Origin of the sequence: Acinetobacter sp. 1542444 (assembly GCF_000581835.1) — a bacterium.
In the GTDB taxonomy this organism is placed as follows: Bacteria; Pseudomonadota; Gammaproteobacteria; order Pseudomonadales; family Moraxellaceae; genus Acinetobacter; species Acinetobacter pittii.
The window spans coordinates 312,877-336,514 of the sequence record NZ_JEYA01000002.1; the positions used below are offsets into that span (position 1 = coordinate 312,877).

Consider the following 23,638-nt stretch of genomic DNA (forward strand, 5'->3'; position numbering starts at 1 on the left):
ATTTATAATTATTAAGCTAAATTACTTAGCATTAATACAAAATTTTATTCTTCTTAAGAATTAATCTCTTGATTCATAACATTTTTAAAAAAAAGTTGACTAAATTAGTCCTTTTTTCCACATTTTCTCTAGTGAGGCCCTTGTAATTTTTAAAATACACATCACTATAAAAAACATGGCAACCTCGTTGTCACTCATTAGGAGTGCCCATGTCTGAACTTATTATGAATGAAAAAACTGACTTAGAGCCTCAGGTTCCAAGTGTATTACCACTTTTAGCGTTGCGTGATGTTGTGGTTTACCCACACATGCAAATTGCGTTATTCGTGGGTCGTGAAAAATCGATCAATGCAGTTGATGTGGCTCGTAACAGTGACAATTTAGTATTTGTAGTTGCGCAAAAAGATTCGCTTACAGAAGAAATTGATCACGATAACCTTTATCAGTACGGAACTGTCGCCAAGATTGTTCAAGTCGTAAATCATGAGAATGATGAAAACTGCATTAAAGTACTTATTGAAGGTTTACATCGCTCTAAACTTGAAAAGATTATCGATGAAGATAGCCATTTGACTGCTGAACACAGCTTAAGTCCAATGACAATTAACGTAGATAAAGCTACTCAAGAAACTCGTTTGCAAGAGTTACGTACTTTATTTGCTCAATATGCTGAAGCAAAATTACGTAATGCACGCGAACTCGTTGCTGCAGCTAATAAAATTGAAGACTTGCTACAACTCATGTTCTTCGTAGCAACACGTGTGCCTCTAAATATTGAAATTAAACAGAAGTTTTTAGAGCACGATGAGTTCGAAGCACATTTGCAAGAGCTTATGAGCTACTTGGTAAATCAATCTGCTGAACAGCAAATTGAACAAACTTTGCATGACAGCGTAAAACGCCAAATGGAAAAAAATCAACGTGAATACTTTCTAAATGAAAAAATGAAAGTCATTCAACGTGAACTTTCTGACATGAATGGCGGTGCTGAAGATGACGTTGCTGAAATAGAGAAACGTCTTGCTGAAGCTGATTTACCTGAACACGTACGTAAAAAAGCTGAAGCTGAGTTCCGTAAGCTTAAAGCAATGCAACCTGCGTCTAGTGAAGCAGCTGTTGTACGTAACTATCTAGAAGTAATTTTAGATACACCGTGGAATAAAGCGAGCAAAGTGAGTATTAACCTTGCGAAAGCACAGGAAATTCTCGATACAGATCATTACGGCTTAGATGACGTAAAAGACCGTATTGTTGAATACTTAGCTGTTCAGTCACGTGTTAAAAAGCTCAAAGGTCCGATTCTATGTTTAGTAGGCCCTCCTGGTGTAGGTAAAACTTCACTTGGTGAGTCTGTCGCGAAAGCAACTGGTCGTGAATTTGTTCGTATGGCACTTGGTGGTGTACGAGACGAAGCTGAAATTCGTGGTCACCGTCGTACTTATATTGGTGCGATGCCAGGTAAAATCGTGCAATCTTTAACAAAAGTTGGCGTGAAGAACCCATTGTTCTTACTCGACGAAATTGACAAGATGGCACAAGACTACCGTGGTGATCCTGCTTCTGCATTGCTTGAAGTATTAGATCCATCACAAAACAGTAAGTTCAACGATCACTATTTAGATCTTGATCTTGACCTATCTGAAGTGATGTTCATCTGTACTGCAAACAGTATGAATATTCCAGAAGCCTTGCTTGACCGTATGGAAGTTATTCGTCTACCGGGTTATACCGAAGATGAGAAAGTTAACATTGCTGAACGTTACCTTGTTCCAAAAGCAATTAAGAACAATGGTCTACGTCCAAAAGAGTTAACAATTCATGAAGAAGCGATTCGTGACATTGTTCAACGTTATACACGTGAAGCCGGTGTACGTAGTTTAGAACGTGAAGTGTCTAAAATTGCGCGTAAAGTGGTAAAAGAAGCAGTAAGTAAAAAGTCTAAAAACTTACAACTTGATGTGACTTCTGCCAATCTTCCAGAATACTTAGGTCCCCATAAGTTTGACTTTGGTATCGCAGAAGATGAAGCACAAGTAGGACGCGTAAATGGTCTAGCTTGGACATCTGTAGGTGGTGAGTTACTTACCATTGAAGTTGCAGCTGTTAAAGGTAAAGGTAAATTCATTACGACTGGTTCACTCGGTGACGTAATGAAAGAATCTATTACTACAGCAATGACTTTAGTGCGTACACGTGCCGATGAATTAGGTATTGAAGCTTCTCGTTTTGAAGAAACTGATGTACACGTTCACTTACCAGAAGGTGCAACACCAAAAGATGGTCCATCTGCTGGTTTAGCATTAACAACTGCGCTTGTATCAGCATTTACAGGTATTGCAATTCGTCCAGATATTGCAATGACTGGTGAAACAAGCTTAGGTGGTCGTGCAATGCGTATTGGTGGCTTAAAAGAAAAACTTCTTGCGGCACACCGGGGTGGAATAAAACTTGTATTTATTCCTCAAGACAACGTACGAGACTTAGCAGAAATTCCTGCGAATGTTAAAGAAGGTTTGGAAATCAAAGCTGTGAAAAGTATTGATGACATCTTACCTTTAGCATTAGTTTCGATGCCAAAGCCTTTACCTAAAACACCGATTGTAAAACCGGTAGAAGGCTCAAAAGCAGCACGCCACTAATTAAAAATATAGAAAAAGAGAGCTTCGGCTCTCTTTTTTTTGTTACACAATTTGATTGAAAAATATCCAACCATCCTCATAATAGGTAATAAGAGTATTTAAATAAATGAGTACTCTTAACTATCTAATTCTTAGATAGCCTTGTTTTTATTCTCTATGATCATCTGAACTCCAGACAGATGATCATTTGATCGCAGTCCAACACTGTTTTTTGGACTGCGTTTTTTATGCCAGCTTTTTAGATCGTCAGATGCTTTCATTCCTCAGGTATAATGCGCCAGCTGTTTTTGAATGAATAGATAACATGAAAATTCGTATTCTGACCATTGGTCAAAAAATGCCTGCTTGGGTTCTTACTGGTTTTGAAGACTATTTCAAACGCATCCAACCTTTTGTTCAAACCCAAGTTATTGAACTACCTATGGCCAAACGTGGTAAGAATGATTCAGAAGCGGATATTTTAAAGTATTGCCAAATTGAAGGCGAAAGTATTTTAAATGCTTTAAAACCGAATGAAACGTTAATTGCTCTTGAAGTTGGTGGTCGGGAACTAAGTACAGAAAAATTAGCTGATACAATGAAACAATGGATGCTTGAGGGTAATGATGTAGCACTTGCGATTGGCGGTCCAGATGGTTTGTCAGATCAGGTACGTAAAGCTGCCGCTTGGCATTGGTCACTTTCAAAACTTACGATGCCCCATCCTTTAGTACGTGTTTTATTAATCGAGCAACTATATCGGGCGATGAGTATTAATCACAATCATCCCTATCACCGTGCATAAAAGGAACAAACGTTTCATTTTAAGAACAATCCGTTGAAATCTGGATACTTTTAACATGTCCTGATTTTGGCATAATACCTATTATTCTGCTTTTCAACTCAGGTGTAATGAAATGGAACTACAAACCCTTCCCGGACTGTTTATTTCACATGGTTCACCCATGCTTGCACTTGACCCAGAACAAGTGGGACCTGCTCTACACCGTTTAGGTACAAATCTTCCTATACCTAAGGCAATCATTGTGATGTCTGCGCACTGGGAAAGTAAAGCACTTGAAGTGAGCATTTCAACTCGTCCTGAAACATGGCATGACTTCCGTGGATTTCCTAAAGAGTTATATGAAATTCGCTACAGTGCGCCTGGCGAACCAGCATTAGCAGAAGAAATCTTAAAATTATTGGCCGATGCTCACTTTGTTGCACATGCCAATAGTACACGTCCTCGTGATCATGGCGTATGGATGCCTTTATTGCATATGTACCCAGATGCAGACATTCCTGTAGTCGAAATTTCTTTGCCATCAAATTTAAGTGCACAAGAAATTTATCGTATAGGACAAACACTCGCCCCTTTACGTGACAAACAAATTTTACTCATTGGTTCGGGAAGTATTACTCATAATCTTGCAGAATTATCTTGGCAAGGCGACAACTCTAAAGTTCCTGAATGGGCTTCAACTTTTAGAAATACTGTCGTTAATAAGCTTTCCCATCAAGATTATGATGGAGTTTTAGACTGGCAATCACTGCCGTTTGTGAAACGCAACCACCCTACGCTTGAACATTTTTCACCTTTGTTTTTTGCTATGGGTACAGGCAATCGCTTTACGATTGTTCATAGTAGCTTCACAATGGGCTCATTAGGAATGGACATCTATCGTTTTGATTAATTATTAAGAAATACCCCGTTTTGCGGGGTATACCATTATTTTTGTTGAAAATTAGAATAATTTACAAACTTATACATTTTAAAAACCGAAACAATCAAATGTTTACATTTTCTTTTTTTAAGAATGTTTTAAGCTTATTACTGTTGTTTTTTTACTTGAAGTTTTTAAATGAAAATTAAATATTTAATTCTTGCGTTATTACCTTTTTCTTTGATGGCGTGTCAAACAGTTACTAATACTCCTGCTCCAATTGTTTCTGAGCAACAACAAAACCTTGCAACCACTTTAGGTGAATATGCATGGACTTATCAAAATGTAAAAGCTTCTAAACCACTTATTCTTAACTTTAATGCAGATGGTAAATTAGCCATTAATACGGGCTGTAATGGCCAAGGCGGTACTTGGAAAGTTGAAGGCAACCAACTTGTTACTTCTAATCTTGTTTCAACGATGATGGCTTGCCAAGATGATTTAATGAAACAAGAACAACTTTCTACTAGCATCTTTAATGAAGCAAAATTACCAATTGAAATTAGCAACACTAATGGTCAGGTGATTTTAACGGTGACAGATAAAACTGGTCAAAAACACATTTTCCAAGGTCAAAAAGCAGTTAATACTCAAGCTTTAACAGATTACTCTTGGTCATATCAGCCTGAAAATACTAAAAAGCCAATCGTTCTTAACTTTACAAATGATCGTTTATCTATCGCAACAGGTTGTAACCGCCAAGGAACAACTTGGAAAGTTGAAAATAATACGATTGTAACAGCTGACGTAATGTCGACGATGATGGCGTGTGAACCTGCTTTAATGAAACAGGAACAGTTCTCTAGCAGCCTCTTCCAAAAACGTGCAATTCCATTTGAACTCAATACTACAAATGTTGATCAACCAACATTGACAGTGTCTGATGCTCAAGGCCAGAAATATACTTTCACAGGTAAAATGACACCTGAAGCAAAATATCAATCTGAAGGAAAAACTGTTTTCCTAGAAGTAGCTCCAGAAACTAAATCTTGTACTGGTGTTGCACCACAAACTTGTATGCAAGTTCGTGAAATTAAATATGATGACAAAGGCGTTAAAACTTACGCTGATAAAAACTGGTCTTTATATTACGGTCAAATCGAAGGTTTTGAACACAAACCAGACCAACGCGTAATTTTGCGCGTAAAACGTTTTGAAGTGAAAAACCCAGCTGCAGACCAATCTAGTCAAGCAGATGTATTAGATATGGTTGTAGAACAAGAGTTAGTTAAAAAGCCTAAAAAATAAGTTTTTAGACGAAAAGAATCCGATGCTTATGCATCGGATTCTTTATTTCTATCTTAGAAAATACCTTGAGCAAGCATTGCATCAGCAACTTTTACAAAACCGGCAATATTGGCACCGTCTACATAGTTCACACTACCGTCTTCTTTAGTACCGTATCTAACACAATTGGCATGAATGTCTTTCATAATTGCATGTAAGCGTTCATCGACTTCAGCATGTGTCCAGCCTAAACGAATTGCATTTTGAGACATTTCTAAACCAGAGGTTGCCACCCCACCCGCATTAGATGCTTTACCTGGGGCATATAAAATTTTCGCTTCGATAAAGTGTTCAACTGCTTCGAGTGTAGATGGCATATTAGCGCCTTCAGCTACACAAATGACACCATTTGCAATAAGCGTTTTAGCGTCTTCACCTGTTAATTCATTTTGTGTAGCACATGGCAAAGCAATATCAACAGGAATATGCCAAGGCGTTTTTCCTTCAAAATATTCAAAACCATGTTTAGAAGCAAACTCGGAAATACGACCACGTTTAACGTTTTTCAGTTCCATTACTTCAGTAAGTAACTCATCTGTAAAACCATTTTTTAAATAAACTGTGCCGTTTGAGTCCGACAAGGTAACAACTTTTGCCCCTAAGAACATTGCTTTTTCCGCCGCATATTGTGCGACGTTACCAGAGCCTGAAACAGAAACAGTTTTACCAGCAAAAGATTGTCCACGGGCTTTAAGCATTTCTTCTGCAAAATAAACCGTACCATAACCAGTTGCTTCAGGACGCATTAAGCTACCACCAAATGAAATTCCCTTACCGGTAAAGACACAAGCGGTGTCATTACTCAGCTTTTTCATCATACCTGCCATATAACCAACTTCACGTGCACCCACACCAATATCACCCGCAGGAATATCCGTATTTGGTCCTAAATGGCGATAAAGCTCAATCATTAATGCCTGACAGAATCGCATAATTTCAGCATTAGATTTACCTTTAGGATCAAAATCTGAACCACCTTTCCCACCACCCATTGGTAAGGTGGTAAGTGAGTTTTTAAAAGTCTGCTCAAAACCTAAAAATTTTAAAATTGATAGATTGACTGATGGATGGAAACGCATTCCACCTTTGAATGGACCAATTGCTGAATTGTATTGAACGCGGAAAGCACGGTTAACTTGAGTCTGGCCTTGATCATCCATCCATGAAACACGGAATTGAATCACACGCTCTGGTTCAACCAAACGTTCTAGCAATCCCTGCTCTGCATATTCCGGATTTTTTTCAATAAATGGCCACAAACTCGTCATGACTTCTTCGACAGCTTGTAAGAACTCAGGTTGATGCGGATCACGCGCTTGCACGTAATTCAGGAATTCATTCAGGTTGTTGTATTTCAATGCACGGTCCTCAGCATAGTAATGAATTAAATTGGTGCAATACATTTTTAAATGCATCATTTAGCAGCAAAATATTAAATCCCTTTCCATCAATTTTAACAATACTTATTTTAAATTATTTTATTTACCTTAATTATCAAAAAGTTATTTTTAGAAAAACTACTTAAAAATAAGAAATATTAATTTATCTTTTCATTTTTATTGATCTATTATTGTGCAATATTGGCTACATTTTAGGTCAATCAAAAAGCCAATAAATTCGTTAAAATCCATTGACCTTACTTAGGTTTTTCTTCATTATCGCATCGTTTTAACCAAGCTATTTGCCCACTATGAATTCATCTATTTCTCTCATACGCGAGATTGATGCGTTATTACCACAGACTCAGTGTGGTTTATGTGGACATCGTGATGGATGTCTACCCTACGCAAAGTCGATTGCTGAAGGTGAAGAAGCAAATAAATGTGTTCCAGGTGGTCAGCCTGTAGCCGATGCACTCGCAAATCTATTAAATCGTCCTGTGTTAACCGCTGAAACTAGCGTATGGCCTGTACAAGCCGATGGTCGTCCCCAGCGAATGAAAGCGATTATTCGGGAAGATGAATGTATTGGTTGCACCAAATGTATTAGTGCTTGCCCTGTAGATGCTATTATTGGAAGTGGTAAGCTCATGCATACCATCTTGACTGACTTATGTACAGGTTGTGAGTTATGTATTCCACCTTGTCCGGTAGATTGCATTGATTTGGTCGAAGACACGCAAGCATTACCAAATGAGCAACAGCGTATCGCTGAACAAAATGATTTAAGACAACGTTATTACGCTCACATTCAGCGAGAAGAAAAGCGTCGTACTTACCGTAAAGGGCCTGTAGTACGCGCTGAAATTGATACCCAACTGTTTGCCCAGTTCTCTCAGGTACTAGATGAAGTACCTTCAATTGAGCTCATCGAGAAACCCAAAGAAGTTGTGTCAACTGATGCAAAAACTACAATTGAGTTAGCGAAAATTCGTACGCAAATTAAGAAACTGGAAAAACAACTCAGTGTACGTGAAGATGCTAAAAAACGTCTTCAACTTGAAGAACTTCAACAGCAACTCATGCAATTACAGGAGGTCTGAATGGCCGTCAAGAATATGACGAAAAAGCAGATTCAAATTTTCTTTGAACGCCTTCGCGAACAACGACCTTCACCTCAAACCGAGTTAAAATATTCATCTCCATTTGAGCTACTTATTGCAGTTATGTTGTCAGCTCAAGCGACCGATGTAAGTGTTAATAAAGCAACTGATAAACTCTACCCTGTGGCGAATACAGCCGAGAAAATCTATAACTTGGGCGTAGATGGGTTAAAGGAATATATCAAGACAATTGGCCTTTACAACGCTAAAGCCGAAAATGTCATTAAGACCTGTAAGATTTTAATGGAACAATTTAACGGCGAAGTTCCAAGCAACAGAAAAGATTTAGAAGCTTTACCAGGTGTCGGGCGTAAAACAGCCAACGTGGTTTTAAATACGGCATTTGGACAACCGACTATGGCTGTCGATACCCATATTTTCCGTGTGGGGAATCGAACCGGTTTAGCAATAGGTAAAAATGTTCTTGAGGTTGAGCACCGCTTAATTAAGGTTATTCCTAAAGAATTTATTTTAGATTCACATCACTGGCTCATATTACACGGTCGTTATTGTTGTATCGCCCGTAAACCTAAATGTGCAGAATGTGTTGTTGCAGATGTCTGTAACTGGCCTGATCGCTTTGAATTTGGTGCACAAAAGCAAATTGCTATTAAAAATATTGAAGCTTAAAAATATGGTTGGGTATAGGTAATATACCCAATCAAACTTACTTTAGACGCTTTTTTTCATTACGCTCTTCTTTTGCTTGTTTTTGAACCTGTCTTAGCATTTTATAGCTTTGAAAAGCCAAAAATATTAATAGTGCCAGACTCAGCAATACCACCAAAATCAATATGATTTTCATATTGTTCTCCTGCACTGAATGAAAGAAAAGAGCCCTCACAAAGAGGGCTCATTATCACAAACAATATTAAATTATTTGTCTAAGATGTTGAACAAATCTTTTTGTACATCTTCAATTGTACGCAAGCCATCAAGCTTGTCATAAGTTGGAGCATTTTCACCAGAAGCAGCACGGCCTTGGTAGAAACCAACCAATTGCTCTGTTTCAGTGTGATAAGACGCTAAACGCTTACGGATTGTTTCTTCTTGGTCATCTGGACGTTGAACAAGATCTTCACCAGTTTCATCATCTTTACCTTCCACTTTAGGTGGATTGTATACAGTGTGATAAACACGACCAGAAGCTGGATGCTGACGACGACCAGAAAGACGTTTTACGATTTCTTCATCAGGAACATCAATTTCAATCACGTGATCAATGCTAATCCCTTCTTTTTCCAAAGCTTCAGCTTGTGGAATAGTACGTGGGAAACCATCAAAAATGCAGCCATTTGCACAGTCAGGTTGAGCAATACGTTCTTTTACTAAACCGATAATAAGTTCATCTGAAACCAAACCACCAGATTCCATTACACTTTTAGCTTTTAGACCTAATTCAGTACCTTCACGAATCGCAGCACGGAGCATATCACCGGTTGAAATTTGTGGGACATTGTAGCGCTTACAGATCAACTGAGCCTGAGTCCCTTTGCCTGCTCCAGGTGGTCCGAGTAAAATAATGCGCATAAAAAACATCCTCATTTAAAACAATGAATATGAAGTCCGGCAGAAAAAGTCTCGTTAATCTTCAATAGATCCTGCCTGACATCGAATTATAAAAAAGCTACAAACAAATGTATTGTACCAGCAATAAATCCGGTTACCCCACCTAGTACAATAAGAATCCACTCATCCTCCTGAAATGCAGGACGTAATAAATTCTGAAATTCTTTTGGTGTTAGTTCACGAATACGCTCTTTAAACATTTGAAAAATCTTCTGTGCCCGGCTTGCGTTCAGTGCTGGGTCACATACGGGTCCCATCGTAATTTCAATTGAACGATCAATCAAGTCCGTCTTTAATCTTGCGTACTCTCTTGGCCCTAAAGAAAGCTGTAAAGAGGTGCGAACTAACGGGGTTTCCATGATTTCGTTAATATGACGCTTAACAATGCGGCGCGTTTTATCTTTACGCGGCCCATACATCATTTCGGTCATAATCGATTTTAACGTGATCAGATCTTCTGTGACTACGCTCGAAAACACATCAGAGACTTCCTCTTGACGCTTCATAAAAGCGCCTTGGACATTATAAGTCCCAATTCGAAGAACTGGTACAATCCATGGAAACTTACGATCTTTTGTTAATCTAAAAATCTGTGGATAACGAATATAATGCGGCTCAATTGGGTTAAACACCATCCAGATTGCGATCCAGTTAGTTAAAAAGCCCCAAATTGCAGCCCAAAATGGTACTGTCCAGTGCCATGGTACTACAAACCAAACCACCATTTGGAAAATACCAAAGAACATCCCAATCAGTGCACTAATATGCCAAATAAAGTTAATTTCTTTTTGACCCACCTTTAAGAACATACGTACCATTAAACGGCGATCACCTTCCATCTGGCTCACGACCATTTCACGCATGTTAACCAGTGACTCTACATTCATGGTCAGCTCAGTCACTAATTCTTTTAGCACACCCGGCAATTGCTTATGTGCTTGAGCATAAATACGGCGTTTAATTGAATAAGGTAAATTTTCCCAAAGTACGGCATTACGATCGATCATTACTTCATCAATAAGATGTTCAAGTTCAAAACCAACTTGTTCACCAATAATACGCGCCATATCTTCAGGATCCATTGCTTCTAAAAATTCACGCAATGAACCTAATTTAGATAAAGTGTTATCGGTAATAATCCCAGAGATACGTCCTGCTTTACGTGGCACAATACCTTGCCAACCTACTGGCAATGGTCCTAAATGGAATCCCCAAAATTTAATTGGGTAAAATACCATTTTTAAAGCCATCCACACATGTACCCATGTGACAAAAGCCGTTACGGGAATAATACTCAAAACGGCCCAAAAATCAGGTCTGTGTAAAAAGGTCTGCCACAATCCACTGACGTACTCTAACATGTAAGACTCTCGTATTTATTTGTGCTCTGCTTATGGCGAGTTAACGATAAACTGCTTTGTTTTATAAACCAAAACTTAGAGAATAAGAAAATTGAATTTGTGGTTTCGTATCTGCAGCAACATTTCCGTTCTGGTCGGTTAATTTTTCAGCTGCACCGATACCCACACTAAAAGTGCTAATTCTTTCTGAATTTAACCACACATAGGCTAAATCAACACCCGCACCTAAACGGGATTTAAAATCACCATCGACCTCTTTACTATCAAGATGACCAGCATAGAAACCGATATAGTAACCATTTTTGTCTGTGCCAGTAAGATAATAAGGGTATCGGAAGCCAACTTGACCACCAGCGGTTTTGTCACCATTCAAAAATGCGCCTGCTTTCGCATAAGCAATCCCATACGGGTTTACCCATTCACCGTTAAGATGTAATAATTTTTGAGTAACGCCTGCACCCACATTCCAGGTAGATGCATTATGTCCTGCTAATTTTGCTTCCGGAAGAAACGAGTAGTCTTGAGCATGGGCCCAACTACTTACTGTCAAAACTGCAAGTAAGGGATAAATTTTTCTCATTATTTTCTCCATTTTCCCTAATCGTATGGTGAGAACAACCCTATTCTATTGAATGAGAGACTTTAACAGAATTATTTTGCTTCTTATATACAAGTATCTACAATTTTGTTGTCTGCAAAGTCAAAAAGTATCTTATTAAAATGCAATGAAACTTTGAAAATTATGCAATATTTTAAGTGCTCTTGCGTTAGAATAAGCAGCTATTTTTCTACCCTATGTCATTAAGTCGATCCTTATGAAACAGCACTTTCCTTTAAAAGATATCCAGCAAGAAAAGCGCATTTATCGAGGTCGTATCTTTTTTGCCGTAGGGATCGTGACCATCTGCTTATTAGTCTTAATTAGCCGATACGCTTATCTACAAATTTTTCACTACGACGAATTCTCGACTGCATCTGACAAAAACCGAATTCGCTTGCAGCCGCTTCCGCCTGCTCGTGGTTATATCTATGACAGAAATGGTGTATTACTAGCAGATAACTATCCTGTTTTTACAGCAACTTTAAGTAAAACAGATGTAGAAGATGTTGATAGTGTCATTGAGCAATTACAACCTATTTTAGATTTAACACAAGAAGATATTGACCGTTTTAAAAGCCGTATAAAAACTGCCCGTAAAACTGAACGCGTCGCGATTAAACTTAATCTAACTGAAGCCAATATTGCTAAATTTAGTGAAGCCAAATATAAGTTTCCAGGTGTAAGAATCGAGACACAAATGACTCGCTATTATCCACACGGTGAGTTATTTGCTCATGTGATTGGCTATGTCGGGCGTATCAACGATAAAGAATTAAAAAGTATTGATAAAGACTTATATGCTGGGACCAACCTAATTGGAAAAATTGGTGTTGAGAAAAGCTATGAAGACCTACTACATGGGACACCCGGTTACGAATCTGTTGAAGCAGATGCACATAGTAATGTATTGCGTCATTTAGGTCGTAAAGACCCTACTCGCGGTAATGACCTCTATTTATCTTTAGATTACGGTTTACAAGTTGTCGCTTCTCAGCAGCTCGCAGGTCGTCGTGGAGCTATTGTCGCTATTGATCCTCGTACAGGTGAAATTCTAGCTTTAGTGTCTAGTCCAAGTTTTAACCCTAATTTGTTTGTGACAGGCATTAGTCATACTGACTACAGTTCACTACGTGACAATTTAGACCAACCTCTTTATAACCGTGCTGTGCAGGGTGTATATCCCCCTGGTTCCACCATTAAACCAATGGAAGCAATGGGTGGCCTACACTACGGTATTGTAGACTGGTCAACGGCAATTTCTGACCCTGGTTATTTCCATCTACCAGGTGATTCACATAAATTCCGTGACTGGAAAAAATCTGGTCATGGCATCGTGAACATGCATAAAGCGATTGTGCAATCCTGTGATACCTATTTTTATATTCTTGCCCATCAAATGGGTATTGATCAAATGAACCAATGGATGCGCCAATTTGGATTTGGTCAAAAAACAGGTGTCGATTTACCAAGTGAAAGTGAAGGCCTTTATCCAAGTCCTGAATGGAAAATGCGTACGCGTAAAGCGAAATGGATGAAGGGTGAAACTATTTCTGTCAGTATTGGTCAAGGCGCGTTTACAGCCACTCCATTACAGCTTGCGATGGCAACAGCAATTACGGCAAATCATGGTTCTCATGTAACGCCTCATGTTTTACGCGCAACGCATGGTGCAAAACCATTTACAGTACGTAATGCACCTGATGGCAAAATCAAATTCAACGGCACGGATGAAGACTGGATTCAAATGCGTGATGCCATGATTGATGTAATTCAATCAGGTACTGGCCGCGGTATTCGTACTCCCCTCTACCAAATTGCAGGGAAAACAGGTACAGCACAGGTTAAGAGTATTGCACAGGGTAAACGCTATAACGAAGCAGCCTTGAGTGAACGTCAACTTGACCATGGTTTATTCGTTGGATTTGCCCCTGCTGAAAAACCTGAAATTGCGATTGCAGTCATTTGGGAAAATGGTCGTCATGGTGGTTCAGCTGCTCAACTTGCAAGACCTGTCTTTGATTACTGGCTATTAACTCGTAAGAAAAACCCGATTCGTCCAGCAAATCACCAAGTCAATGGCGGGCTAATGACAGCAGGAATTAAACCAGGTGAACTTCCAAGCGGCGGTGAAAGTTCTGGTCCTGCATCGGCTACAGCCACCACCAACAAACCAGCAGCATCAACACCGCAAGCTGCTCCTGCTCGTCCTGCTACCAATGAGGCCGATGAATAATGAAAAATCAATTACGTATAATTGGCGGCGAATGGAAAAGACGAGTACTGCCTTTCGCTAGCATTGATGGCTTACGCCCAACCCCAGATAGAGTACGCGAAACTTTATTTAACTGGCTCATGTGGGATATTCAAAACGCTAAAGTTCTCGACATCTGTACAGGCTCTGGTGCATTAGGTTTTGAGGCTCTGTCACGTGGTGCTGCATCTGTTTATATGATTGAGCCTGACAAAACTCAGGCACGATTTTTAAAAGATAATATTGAACTATTAAAAGCCCAAAACTGTCATCTAATTAATGCAACGGCTCAACAAGCTCTACCCCGTTTAAAAGAACAGTTCGATGTGGTTTTTTTAGATCCACCTTATAGTCTTGATTTATGGCAAGAACTCTCGAACTTGGCCGAGCCTCATATTAAAAAAAATGGATATATTTATGTTGAAGCTGACCGAGATTTATCTCAGCTTCATCTTCCAGCCACATGGCAACAAGTTAAAACCACTAAAGCTGGTACAGTTCACGCGGGGCTTTACCAGAAAGTAAACGAATAAAAAAGGTAGCTCAAAGCTACCTTTTTCTTTGCAAAGTTTTAGTTAGCTTAAGCCAATCACTGCAACAACTGCTGCACAGGCGCCAACAATTTTTTTGCCATAAGGTACATATCGGGTAAGCACAACACCCAACACTAATCCACCCGAATAGATGAGCGCCATACCAGCAACCATACCAGTTACTAATGCAACAATATGCCCCGCATGTGCTAACTCAACACCATGAGCCATGCCATGGAAACTTGCAAGTAATGCCGCGGCAATTGGTAAAACTTTATTGGATTTTGTCCATAGGGCAATTGCTGTAATAACTAAAGAAGCAACAATGCCGTATTCAGCCATATTAACTGGTACCAAACCTTGAGCACCTACTAAAAAGCCTATAATTAAGGTAATACTTAAGGCAATAACTCCAGCAATTTTCCACTGTTTAGCAGCTGACCACAGTAAGACACCGAAACCCAAGGCCATGACTAAATGGTCTAACCCAGTAAAGGGATGAAAAAAGCCCGCCATAAAACCAGAATGTGCATGGTCATGTCCCGGATGAGCCATTGCAAGTGCTGGCAATAATGAAAGGAGCACTACACTCCATTTTTTCATGAAGTCCATAATCTCTCCTTAAGCCTTAAACAGCCCTTGCTTCTCAATAAATTGAATAATTTCTTCAAGCCCATCTTGTGTTTTCATATTTGAAAATAAAAATGGCTTTTCACCGCGCATACGTTTTGCATCTTGGTCCATGACATCAAGGTTTGCACCAACCATTGGCGCAAGGTCAGTTTTATTAATAATGAGTAAATCTGACTTGGTAATACCTGGCCCACCTTTACGAGGAATTTTTTCACCACCAGCTACATCGATCACATATAAAGTTAAATCAGAAAGCTCTGGGCTAAATGTTGCAGCTAAATTATCACCACCACTTTCAATGATAATGAGTTCTAAACCTTCGAATTTTTCACACAAATCATCAATTGCAGCCAAGTTAATTGAAGCATCTTCACGAATTGCCGTATGCGGGCAACCACCTGTTTCAACACCCACAATACGATCTGGCGACATCGCTTCATTACGGGTTAAAAAGTTTGAATCTTCTTTGGTGTAAATATCATTTGTCACCACAGCCATATTGTATTTATTACGCAAGGCTAAACATAAATTAAGTGTAAGTGCTGTTTTACCCGAACCCACTGGTCCGCCAATTCCAACTCGTAATGGACTACGTTCTGTCATGATTTTTATCCTTTTTTCCTAAACTTAAGATCTGAATAACCGTGAATATTGTGTTTCGTGTTTCATGCTCAGCATGGCATAACGAGGTAAAGCGCTGCTCAATTGTTCATCACTAAGCTTCAAAGCTTTCTCTACCGCTTGTGGGACTAAACCATGCAAATGCCATAAAATTCTTTGCCCAGCCATTTGTCCTAAAGGAACTGTTTTTACTGCGGCTAAAACCTGATTTTCTAAAACAGTGAAGGTATAAGCCGTAAGTACATCCATGTCGTTGAGTTCCAGTCGGCCACACAGCTGTGCATAGACCGGCACGAAACCAAACTGCTTTTTAACCTCAACTGCTTTTCTTAAAACATCTTTAATCCATGCATTTAAAGAAAATGCCAGCTGTTGAGATTCTGCCAAAAGTTCTTTACTTTCTCGGCTGGCCTTATACAAATTTGCCCAAACCAAGAACTCTTCTGAGTCATCATGATGCTGCATAAGACGCTTTAGTACGGGCAACTCAAACCTCACCAACAACATCTCAAGCACTTCTTCAAAGTAAGCAATTGCCGAGGTTTCATCATGTATTAGGCCAATATCAATTGCTGTTTCTACACCTTGCGAATAACAATACGCTCCAACTGGCAATGCCGTAGAAGACAATGTCAGTAATTGCAGTAATTGCGCGGCACTATGAATGGACATGATGTAAAGCTTTGATTGGGCTTAAACGATGGTCATGGCTATGCTGTGCATAGGCACCGCTTTCAGGTTCAAACGGATGATCGGTTTCAGTCACCGTAAGTCCTAAACCTTCTACCATTTCTGCAAGCACATGATCAGGCTCAAAATACAAAGCTGTAGGGGTCAACATTAACGGTACATGTCTATTACCTAAGTGATAGGCAGCTTTAAGCAAATCAAAATCGGTTTGAGCAGTGACTTGCATTAATCGCTCAGGTTTCGCGTCAACACGTAATACATCACCCTCTTGAGTTGCAATATATGAACCACTACGCAAAATACCAGTACGCGGTAAATCAGCACCAATATCGATGCCACTCGCTAAAGCTGCTCGAAAGCGGGATTTTTGGCGGGTATCAAAAGTCAGTTCAACCGTTTCAAATGCCTGATCAGGAGAAATATCTTCAAGTCGTTGGGTATAGATTTTCATTTAGCTTTTCTCTCCTTATTTATTTCTTTCATATCTAGAGTAATGAGACATATCATCTCTATAAAATTCATCAAAATAAGAAATAACGCTGTGCCATCGGTAACACGTCAGCAGGTTCACACGTTAATAATTCACCATCAGCCCGCACCTCATAAGTTTCAGGATGAACATGCATGACTGGACAATATGTGTTGTGCTTCATATCGGCTTTGGTAATTGAACGAGTGTTTTTACATGGACTAATTAACTTTTTAAGATTTAGCTTCTCAGCAACTTTTTCATCGATTGCTGCTTGAGATAAAAAGGTAATACAGGTGTTATGTACACCACGCGGATAAGCCCCAAACATTGGGCGATAATGCACGGGTTGAGGTGTCGGAATTGAAGCATTAATGTCACCCATCGGTGCCGCTGCAATCATGCCACCTTTAATAATCATGGAAGGTTTCACACCAAAAAATGCAGGCTTCCATAACACTAAATCAGCAAGTTTTCCAACTTCAACCGAACCGATTTCATGACTTAAACCATGGGTAATGGCTGGGTTAATTGTATATTTGGCAATGTAGCGTTTAACGCGATTGTTATCATGAAAATCATTATCACCCTCTAAAGAACCACGTTGAATTTTCATTTTATGAGCAGTTTGCCAAGTACGTATAATTACTTCACCCACACGACCCATCGCCTGAGAGTCAGAGGACATCATGGCAATTGCACCTAAGTCTTGCAAAATATCTTCAGCGGCAATAGTTTCACGGCGAATACGACTTTCTGCAAAAGCAATATCTTCAGCAATTGCTGGGTCTAAGTGATGGCAAACCATGAGCATATCTAAATGCTCATCAATAGTATTGATGGTATAAGGTCTCGTTGGATTAGTTGAAGATGGCAACACATTACTTTGTCCAATTGCCTTTAAAATGTCAGGTGCATGCCCACCACCCGCACCTTCGGTATGATACGTATGAATCGTACGATCTTTAAATGCAGCCAGAGTCTCTTCTAAAAAACCACCTTCATTTAAAGTATCTGTATGAATTGCAACCTGCACATCAAACTCATCTGCCACACTCAAACAGTTATCAATGGCTGCCGGTGTTGAGCCCCAGTCTTCATGTAGTTTTAACCCAATTACCCCAGCTTTAATTTGCTCCCGAATTGGGTCTGGCAAACTCAAATTACCCTTGCCTAACAGGCCAATATTCATAGGTAAATCATCAATGGCTTGCAACATGGTTGCAATATGCCAAGGCCCCGGAGTCACTGTCGTTGCCGAAGTACCTGCCGCAGGTCCTGTTCCGCCACCCACCATTGTTGTTGTACCCGACATAAGTGCAGTTTCAACTTGCTGTGGGCAAATCCAGTGAATGTGAGTATCAATCCCACCTGCCGTTAAAATTTGCCCTTCACCCGCAATCACTTCTGTTGCAGCACCTAAAGGAATGGTAATGTCAGGTTGAATATCAGGATTTCCTGCTTTCCCTATTTTCCAGATTCGACCATTTTTTAAGCCAACATCCGCCTTTACAATCCCCCACCAATCTACAATCAAAGCATTGGTAATCACAGTGTCGGCAACTTCATCGGCTAAAAGTTGAGATTGCCCCATTCCATCACGAATGACTTTGCCACCGCCAAACTTAACTTCTTCACCATAAGTCGTTAGATCTTGCTCAACCTCAATAAAAAGCTCTGTATCAGCCAAGCGAATACGATCACCAACCGTTGGACCAAACATTTCAGCATATGCACGACGTGACATTTTCATATGATTAGTTCCTTATTTTTCTGATGGCAAAGCATAATATTTTGTCATCGGGATAAACCGGATTCCCCATTTTTCAGCAGCATCACCACTTACAATAAAACCAAATTTTTCATAGACATCTTGAGCATAAAAACTTGAATTTACCGTAATTTTCTCAACGTCTATATTTTCATTTTTAATTTTTTCTTCTATGAAATCCCAAAGCTGTCGCCCTAGACCTAGTTTCAAATGTGTTTTTTTAATAAAAAAATGCATTAAATGTGAGGGTTCCATATAAGCGACTATACCCACGATCTGTTGATCAATCTCTCCAACAAAATAATGAATATCTTCTCGATCAAAAATTGTTTGTATGACTTCTGGTTTAAAGCGTGAGCGCCCTTCTTCATTTGCAATCACTTGATCTACATATGGAGCGATTATGGCAACGATAGTATCTGTGTCATCTTTCATTGCTTTTCTAATCAACATTTTCATCCAAACGCCCCATGACACGACCAGCAAAACCATATACTTCGCGCTTACCCGCTAAAGCAACAAGCTCTACTTCTCGACTTTGTCCCGGTTCAAAACGTATCGCTGTGCCTGCAGCGATATTTAATCGAAAGCCTTTCGCTGTTTCACGATCAAACTGTAGTGCATCATTTGCTTCATAAAAATGAAAATGAGAACCCACCTGAATAGGTCGATCACCAATATTAGCAACTACAATTTTTAAAGTTTGTCGCCCAACATTCAGCTCAATGTCTGCATCTGGAGTAATGATTTCACCAGGGATCATAAACGCTCCTTTTATACGATTGGCTGATGAACAGTGACTAACTTCGAGCCATCAGGAAAAGTTGCTTCGACCTGAACCTCAGCAATCATTTCTGGCACACCATCCATCACATCTTCGCGCTTTAATAAAGTTGTTCCGTAATGCATCAAGTCACTCACCGTCATACCGTCCCGCGCTCCTTCAAGCAAAGCAGCAGAAATAAAAGCGATAGCTTCCGGATAATTTAGCTTTAAGCCGCGAGCTTTACGGCGCTCAGCAACTAGCCCTGCGGTAAAAATAAGTAATTTATCTTTTTCTGTTGGATTGAGTTCCATATCTCTTTCCTAAATAGCATCTAATTTTCTTTAAGCAAAATACGTGCTCAAAAGCAGCATACTTGTTTTAATCGTTTTTTAAATACGCAATTTAACGTAACTTAGGTTCTCCAGATTCTTGGGAATTCTTCATCTAAATCAAACCAATAACGTCTTAATCTTGCTCTTATTGCTGCAAAAGCATCATGGCAATGTCGGACATCATTTCCCAAAAAACGCGCACAAACCACATCATCTAATAACGTTAAAGTTACAGGTGCTTGCATACGCATCATCAATTCACGAATGAATTCGAGCTGTTGTTCTAAATAAAATGAAGATCGATATTTCTCAGGTGCAACCGCCCAAAAGCTTCCCATTACGGCTTGATTATTCATACCTAAACACGAACTAAGCCAACGGTCTTCACCCTCAAAAAACAATGTATCTGCAACCAATAATTTTTGTTCTCGCCACAACTTAAACTGGTTGTGATAACTTCCCTGCACAAAACGTTCAGCGCGTGCCTGCCGCCCGAGTACCAACATATCCCAGCCAATAAAACTGGCAGCATGGTCAAGATGAATATGAGTTTCTGAGTGTGCTAGAGCTCCGTCAAACAGCATCGTTTCTTGTGGAACCCACTCCAAAATAGACTGATCTCGCACATGAAGATGAATATGCTGAAAGGCTTGCTTTCCATTGGTTTTGTACCATTTTCCCGCACCAGGAGTCGTTACAACCGCATGAGCTTGATCTTTGGTTTCGATTTGAAAAGTAAGATGGTCTCCTCCTGCAATTCCTGCTGGAGGATGTACAATAATGGCGTGACATATGCCTGTTTTTTCAGGCCAGAGCATTTTTTGCACCCTTACAGGGCCATAATGCTTTCTATGACTCATTATGGTGCGCGAATTTTCAAAACAGAATCCGAGTTCTAATTGCGCATACCAAAATGGTGCTAAAGAGTTTTTTGAAAACGTTTGTACCTGATTCATTCTGGTTCATATGTTCAAAATAAGTGCTTAAAGTTATAAGCAAAATACGCACCAAATATAAAAATAAGCAAAATGATAAAATTAGATACAATTTTTTGATTTTAATGAGTTAAAAAACAATCAATGTCTAACATAAAACCACAGTAACTCATGGAATTATTTATACAATAGCGCCCACCGTTGCTTCCATACTTGCTCTCCATGAAACTTTTTTTCGTGTTAACGCCACTTGTCTTTTTAACTGGGTGTATTTTTGGCCAATCTAATGAGGTCAAACGTGCAGAAAAAATTCTCCATAATTTTGAATGTAAAAATGTTGAGACAAGTCAGATTGCAACAAGCTCAATCAATTCTTACTACCAGCAGTCTTTAGCGGTAAGCAAAGAAAAGGCGACTTCATATGTAGAAAGTTACAAGAATGGTGAAGAATTATTCGACATGCCGCTCGATGAAGTTTTAAAGCAACAATATCAACTTTATAAATCAGCTTGTGATTCTTTAGGTGGGGTTTCTTCTCAACCTTAATATATAAAGGTATTCACTTAATTTTTTAGTGGATACCTTTTTTTAATTTTATATCTTTCTTTTTGATTAAATTTCACTCACTTTACCTTTTGTTAAAATTAAATTACATACTTAAACTTTTATTAGGCTCTTATATTTCATAGCCTGTTTACTTGTTTTTTATTTATTTTCCGAGGTTTAGATCATCATGAAAAAAACATTATTATCAGTAGCACTCTTAAGTATCCTTCTTGCCGCTTGTAGCAAAAATGAAAATAAAGCCGACACGACAACTCAAGCATCTGCTCCAGCACAAACGACTGAAGCAAATAATAATGCTGTAGATACCGCACACACAGCTGAAAACTCACTCGATTGGGACGGCACATATAAAGGCACTCTCCCATGTGCAGACTGTGAAGGTATTAAAACCGAATTAGAACTTAAAGATGATAAAACCTACGAGCTAACTGAAACTTATCTTGGTAAAGGTGATACAAACCCATTTGAAACCCATGGTACCTTTACTTTCGACAAAGATAATACTTCAATTATTACGTTAGATGATAAAGGTCAAAACCGTAAATTCTTTATCGGTGAAAACACTGCAACTGCTTTAGATATGGAAGGTAAAAAAGTTGAAGGCTCTTTAGCCGAGCACTATGTTTTGAAAAAATAATTTTTAATAATTAAAAAAACCCGCTCATTTGAGCGGGTTTTTTATGAATCAATTCTTAGTGTGCTGCGAATTGGTTCATTGTGTTTTTAGCATCGTCATGTGCTTTAAGAGCGTTGTCACCAGAGAAGATTTCTTTGTGATCATCACCGATGTCAGAACCCGCCATTGCTTGGTGTTTAACACAAGCGATACCGCCGCGGATTTCTTTACGTTGTACGCCAGCAACATAAGCCAACATACCTTCAGAACCGAAGTAACCTTGTGCAAGCTCATGAGTAGAAAGAGCAGCAGTGTGGTAAGTCGGAAGTGTGATCAAGTGATGGAATACACCCGCTTCACGAGAAGCATCTGCTTGGAAAGTACGGATCTTGTCATCAGCATCAGCAGCTAATTCAGTGTTGTCATATTCAGCACTCATTAATTTAGCGCGGTCATATGCAGAAACGTCTTTACCTTCAGCAACCCAACGGTCGTAAGCTTGTTGACGGAAGTTTAAAGTCCAGTTGAATGATGGACTGTTGTTATAAACAAGCTTAGCATTTGGAACAACTTCTTTAACACGGTTAACCATGTGTGCGATTTCTTCTACGTTTGGAGTCGCAGTTTCGATCCAAAGAAGGTCAGCACCATTTTGTAAGCTAGACACACAGTCAAGTACAACACGGTCAATTTGAGTGTCAGCACGGAACTGATATAAGCCAGAAGGTAAACGCTTAGGACGGTGTAATTTACCATCACGCTTGATTAAGATTTCATCTTCTTGAGCATCAGCAATGTCAATTTCTTGAGTATCTAAGTAGCTGATGTATTGAGAAGCGATGTCACCTGGCTCTTTAACCACTGGGATTTTTTGAGTCAAGTCAGCGCCTTCAGAGTCAGTACGCGCAACAATGATACCTTCTTCAAGACCCATTTCTAAGAATGCATAACGTAATGCATGGATCTTAGCGATGAAGTCTTCGTGTGGAACAGTTACTTTACCAGCTTGGTGACCACATTGTTTAGCATCAGATACTTGGTTTTCGATTTGAAGCGCACAAGCCCCAGCTTCGATCATTTTCTTAGCAAGTAGGTAAGTTGCTTCTTCGTTACCGAAACCAGCATCGATGTCCGCAATAATTGGCACAACGTGAGTTTCAAAGTTGTCGATTTGAGCTGTGATTTCAGCTGCTTTAGCAGTATCACCAGCTTCTTGTGCTTTTTTAAGCGCACGGAATAAATCGTTTAATTCTTTTGCATCAGCTTGACGTAAGAAAGTATAGATTTCTTCGATCAATGCAGGAACAGAAGTTTTTTCGTGCATAGATTGGTCAGGAAGTGGACCAAATTCAGAACGAAGAGCAGCAACCATCCAACCAGAAAGGTAGATATAACGTTTGCTTGTAGTACCGAAATATTTTTTGTTCGCAATCATTTTTTGTTGTGCGATGAAACCATGCCAGCAACCTAATGATTGAGTGTATTTGCTTGAGTCAGCATCGTATTCAGCCATATCACGACGCATAATCGCAGCTGTATACTTAGCAATATCTAAACCAGTTTTGAAACGGTTTTGAAGTTGCATACGAGCAGCATCTTCTGGGCTAATGTCTGCCCAAGTATTGCCGAATTTTGCTTTTAATTGACGTACTGCATCAATCGCTGTTTGATATGTAGTCATGATATTGTCCTGTATTCATTTTAGGATTTCATCGATTGAAGCCTAGAGTCACGTTACTTAAATTTCTTATG

Annotated in this window: 25 protein-coding genes; 10 read left to right on the forward strand and 15 right to left on the reverse strand. The window is 39.3% G+C overall.

All coding sequences use genetic code 11. From position 1 onward, the window contains the following. The first annotated feature begins 209 nt into the window (after positions 1–209). The 4 genes from lon to J580_RS10460 all read left to right on the forward strand — a co-directional run bounded on the left by lon (position 210) and on the right by J580_RS10460 (position 5,590). Positions 210–2,639, forward strand: a complete 2,430-nt coding sequence (lon, locus tag J580_RS10445; protein WP_002117591.1) for an endopeptidase La — start codon at positions 210–212, stop codon at positions 2,637–2,639. Between the two features lie 304 nt (positions 2,640–2,943). After that, the gene (gene rlmH / locus J580_RS10450; protein WP_002054393.1) at positions 2,944–3,423 is read left to right on the forward strand and encodes a 23S rRNA (pseudouridine(1915)-N(3))-methyltransferase RlmH; all 480 of its coding nucleotides are present in this window, start codon (positions 2,944–2,946) and stop codon (positions 3,421–3,423) included. Between the two features lie 112 nt (positions 3,424–3,535). Beyond that, positions 3,536–4,312 (forward strand): DODA-type extradiol aromatic ring-opening family dioxygenase, encoded by a 777-nt coding sequence (locus J580_RS10455; protein WP_032004133.1) that lies wholly within the window; start codon positions 3,536–3,538, stop codon positions 4,310–4,312. A 168-nt stretch (positions 4,313–4,480) separates the two neighbouring features. Continuing rightward, positions 4,481–5,590, forward strand: a complete 1,110-nt coding sequence (locus J580_RS10460; RefSeq protein WP_025466047.1) for an META and DUF4377 domain-containing protein — start codon at positions 4,481–4,483, stop codon at positions 5,588–5,590. A 53-nt stretch (positions 5,591–5,643) separates the two neighbouring features. On the opposite strand, the gene gdhA is transcribed toward J580_RS10460, so the two are convergent. After that, on the reverse strand, positions 5,644–7,047 hold the full coding sequence (gene gdhA, locus J580_RS10465) for an NADP-specific glutamate dehydrogenase (RefSeq protein ID WP_081403615.1): 1,404 nt from the start codon (positions 7,045–7,047) through the stop codon (positions 5,644–5,646). Between the two features lie 272 nt (positions 7,048–7,319). On the opposite strand from gdhA, the gene J580_RS10470 reads away from it, so the two are divergent. Next, entirely contained in the window at positions 7,320–8,111 is a 792-nt protein-coding gene (locus J580_RS10470) for an RnfABCDGE type electron transport complex subunit B (RefSeq protein WP_032004136.1), read from the forward strand. Next, a complete protein-coding gene (gene nth / locus J580_RS10475; RefSeq protein ID WP_017398664.1) occupies positions 8,112–8,801 on the forward strand; it encodes an endonuclease III in 690 nt (229 codons plus the stop codon). It abuts the gene before it with no gap. Between the two features lie 37 nt (positions 8,802–8,838). On the opposite strand, the gene J580_RS23990 is transcribed toward nth, so the two are convergent. The 4 genes from J580_RS23990 to J580_RS10490 all read right to left on the reverse strand — a co-directional run bounded on the left by J580_RS23990 (position 8,839) and on the right by J580_RS10490 (position 11,681). Continuing rightward, positions 8,839–8,976 carry a hypothetical protein gene (locus J580_RS23990; RefSeq protein ID WP_335340275.1) on the reverse strand — a complete coding sequence of 46 codons (138 nt, stop codon included), beginning with the start codon at positions 8,974–8,976 and terminating at the stop codon, positions 8,839–8,841. Between the two features lie 71 nt (positions 8,977–9,047). After that, on the reverse strand, positions 9,048–9,701 hold the full coding sequence (gene adk / locus J580_RS10480) for an adenylate kinase (RefSeq protein WP_002117671.1): 654 nt from the start codon (positions 9,699–9,701) through the stop codon (positions 9,048–9,050). Positions 9,702–9,787: 86 nt separating this feature from the next. Then, the gene (locus J580_RS10485) at positions 9,788–11,101 is read right to left on the reverse strand and encodes a membrane protein (protein ID WP_032004137.1); all 1,314 of its coding nucleotides are present in this window, start codon (positions 11,099–11,101) and stop codon (positions 9,788–9,790) included. A 61-nt stretch (positions 11,102–11,162) separates the two neighbouring features. Then, positions 11,163–11,681, reverse strand: coding sequence for a hypothetical protein (locus J580_RS10490; RefSeq protein WP_002117557.1), 519 nt, complete (start codon positions 11,679–11,681; stop codon positions 11,163–11,165). Positions 11,682–11,916: 235 nt separating this feature from the next. Between J580_RS10490 and mrdA the strand changes: the two genes are divergently transcribed. Together mrdA and rsmD are read left to right on the forward strand one after the other, a co-directional pair. Continuing rightward, positions 11,917–13,935, forward strand: a complete 2,019-nt coding sequence (gene mrdA / locus J580_RS10495; RefSeq protein WP_017398665.1) for a penicillin-binding protein 2 — start codon at positions 11,917–11,919, stop codon at positions 13,933–13,935. Further along, the gene (rsmD, locus tag J580_RS10500; RefSeq protein ID WP_005070570.1) at positions 13,935–14,486 is read left to right on the forward strand and encodes a 16S rRNA (guanine(966)-N(2))-methyltransferase RsmD; all 552 of its coding nucleotides are present in this window, start codon (positions 13,935–13,937) and stop codon (positions 14,484–14,486) included. Before mrdA ends, rsmD begins: the two co-directional genes overlap by 1 nt. A gap of 42 nt (positions 14,487–14,528) precedes the next feature. Here the strand turns inward: rsmD and J580_RS10505 are convergent, their stop codons facing one another. The 9 genes from J580_RS10505 to J580_RS10545 all read right to left on the reverse strand — a co-directional run bounded on the left by J580_RS10505 (position 14,529) and on the right by J580_RS10545 (position 20,724). Continuing rightward, positions 14,529–15,098: a HupE/UreJ family protein gene (locus tag J580_RS10505; RefSeq protein WP_032004138.1), complete on the reverse strand. Its 570-nt coding sequence runs from the start codon at positions 15,096–15,098 to the stop codon at positions 14,529–14,531. A gap of 9 nt (positions 15,099–15,107) precedes the next feature. Beyond that, the gene (ureG, locus tag J580_RS10510) at positions 15,108–15,722 is read right to left on the reverse strand and encodes an urease accessory protein UreG (protein WP_002117800.1); all 615 of its coding nucleotides are present in this window, start codon (positions 15,720–15,722) and stop codon (positions 15,108–15,110) included. Between the two features lie 24 nt (positions 15,723–15,746). Then, a complete protein-coding gene (locus tag J580_RS10515) occupies positions 15,747–16,412 on the reverse strand; it encodes an urease accessory protein UreF (protein WP_005070574.1) in 666 nt (221 codons plus the stop codon). After that, positions 16,399–16,881, reverse strand: coding sequence for an urease accessory protein UreE (gene ureE / locus J580_RS10520; RefSeq protein ID WP_017387150.1), 483 nt, complete (start codon positions 16,879–16,881; stop codon positions 16,399–16,401). The genes J580_RS10515 and ureE overlap by 14 nt, the downstream gene beginning before the upstream one ends. Positions 16,882–16,951: 70 nt before the next feature. Then, entirely contained in the window at positions 16,952–18,652 is a 1,701-nt protein-coding gene (ureC, locus tag J580_RS10525; protein ID WP_032004139.1) for an urease subunit alpha, read from the reverse strand. A 12-nt stretch (positions 18,653–18,664) separates the two neighbouring features. After that, positions 18,665–19,123, reverse strand: coding sequence for a GNAT family N-acetyltransferase (locus J580_RS10530; RefSeq protein WP_032004140.1), 459 nt, complete (start codon positions 19,121–19,123; stop codon positions 18,665–18,667). Next, positions 19,113–19,433 (reverse strand): urease subunit beta, encoded by a 321-nt coding sequence (locus J580_RS10535; protein WP_005802937.1) that lies wholly within the window; start codon positions 19,431–19,433, stop codon positions 19,113–19,115. The genes J580_RS10530 and J580_RS10535 overlap by 11 nt, the downstream gene beginning before the upstream one ends. 11 nt (positions 19,434–19,444) lie before the next feature. Beyond that, complete coding sequence (gene ureA, locus J580_RS10540) at positions 19,445–19,747, reverse strand: urease subunit gamma (protein WP_002117495.1); 303 nt, start codon at positions 19,745–19,747, stop codon at positions 19,445–19,447. 101 nt (positions 19,748–19,848) lie between these two features. Next, positions 19,849–20,724, reverse strand: a complete 876-nt coding sequence (locus J580_RS10545) for an urease accessory protein UreD (protein ID WP_032004141.1) — start codon at positions 20,722–20,724, stop codon at positions 19,849–19,851. Positions 20,725–20,925: 201 nt separating this feature from the next. Between J580_RS10545 and J580_RS10550 the strand changes: the two genes are divergently transcribed. Both J580_RS10550 and J580_RS10555 read left to right on the forward strand, forming a co-directional pair. After that, positions 20,926–21,249, forward strand: a complete 324-nt coding sequence (locus J580_RS10550) for a hypothetical protein (protein WP_032004142.1) — start codon at positions 20,926–20,928, stop codon at positions 21,247–21,249. 187 nt (positions 21,250–21,436) lie between these two features. After that, complete coding sequence (locus tag J580_RS10555) at positions 21,437–21,907, forward strand: copper resistance protein NlpE (RefSeq protein ID WP_002117559.1); 471 nt, start codon at positions 21,437–21,439, stop codon at positions 21,905–21,907. Positions 21,908–21,962: 55 nt separating this feature from the next. Here the strand turns inward: J580_RS10555 and J580_RS10560 are convergent, their stop codons facing one another. Continuing rightward, the gene (locus J580_RS10560) at positions 21,963–23,567 is read right to left on the reverse strand and encodes an isocitrate lyase (RefSeq protein WP_002117581.1); all 1,605 of its coding nucleotides are present in this window, start codon (positions 23,565–23,567) and stop codon (positions 21,963–21,965) included. Positions 23,568–23,638 lie beyond the last annotated feature (71 nt).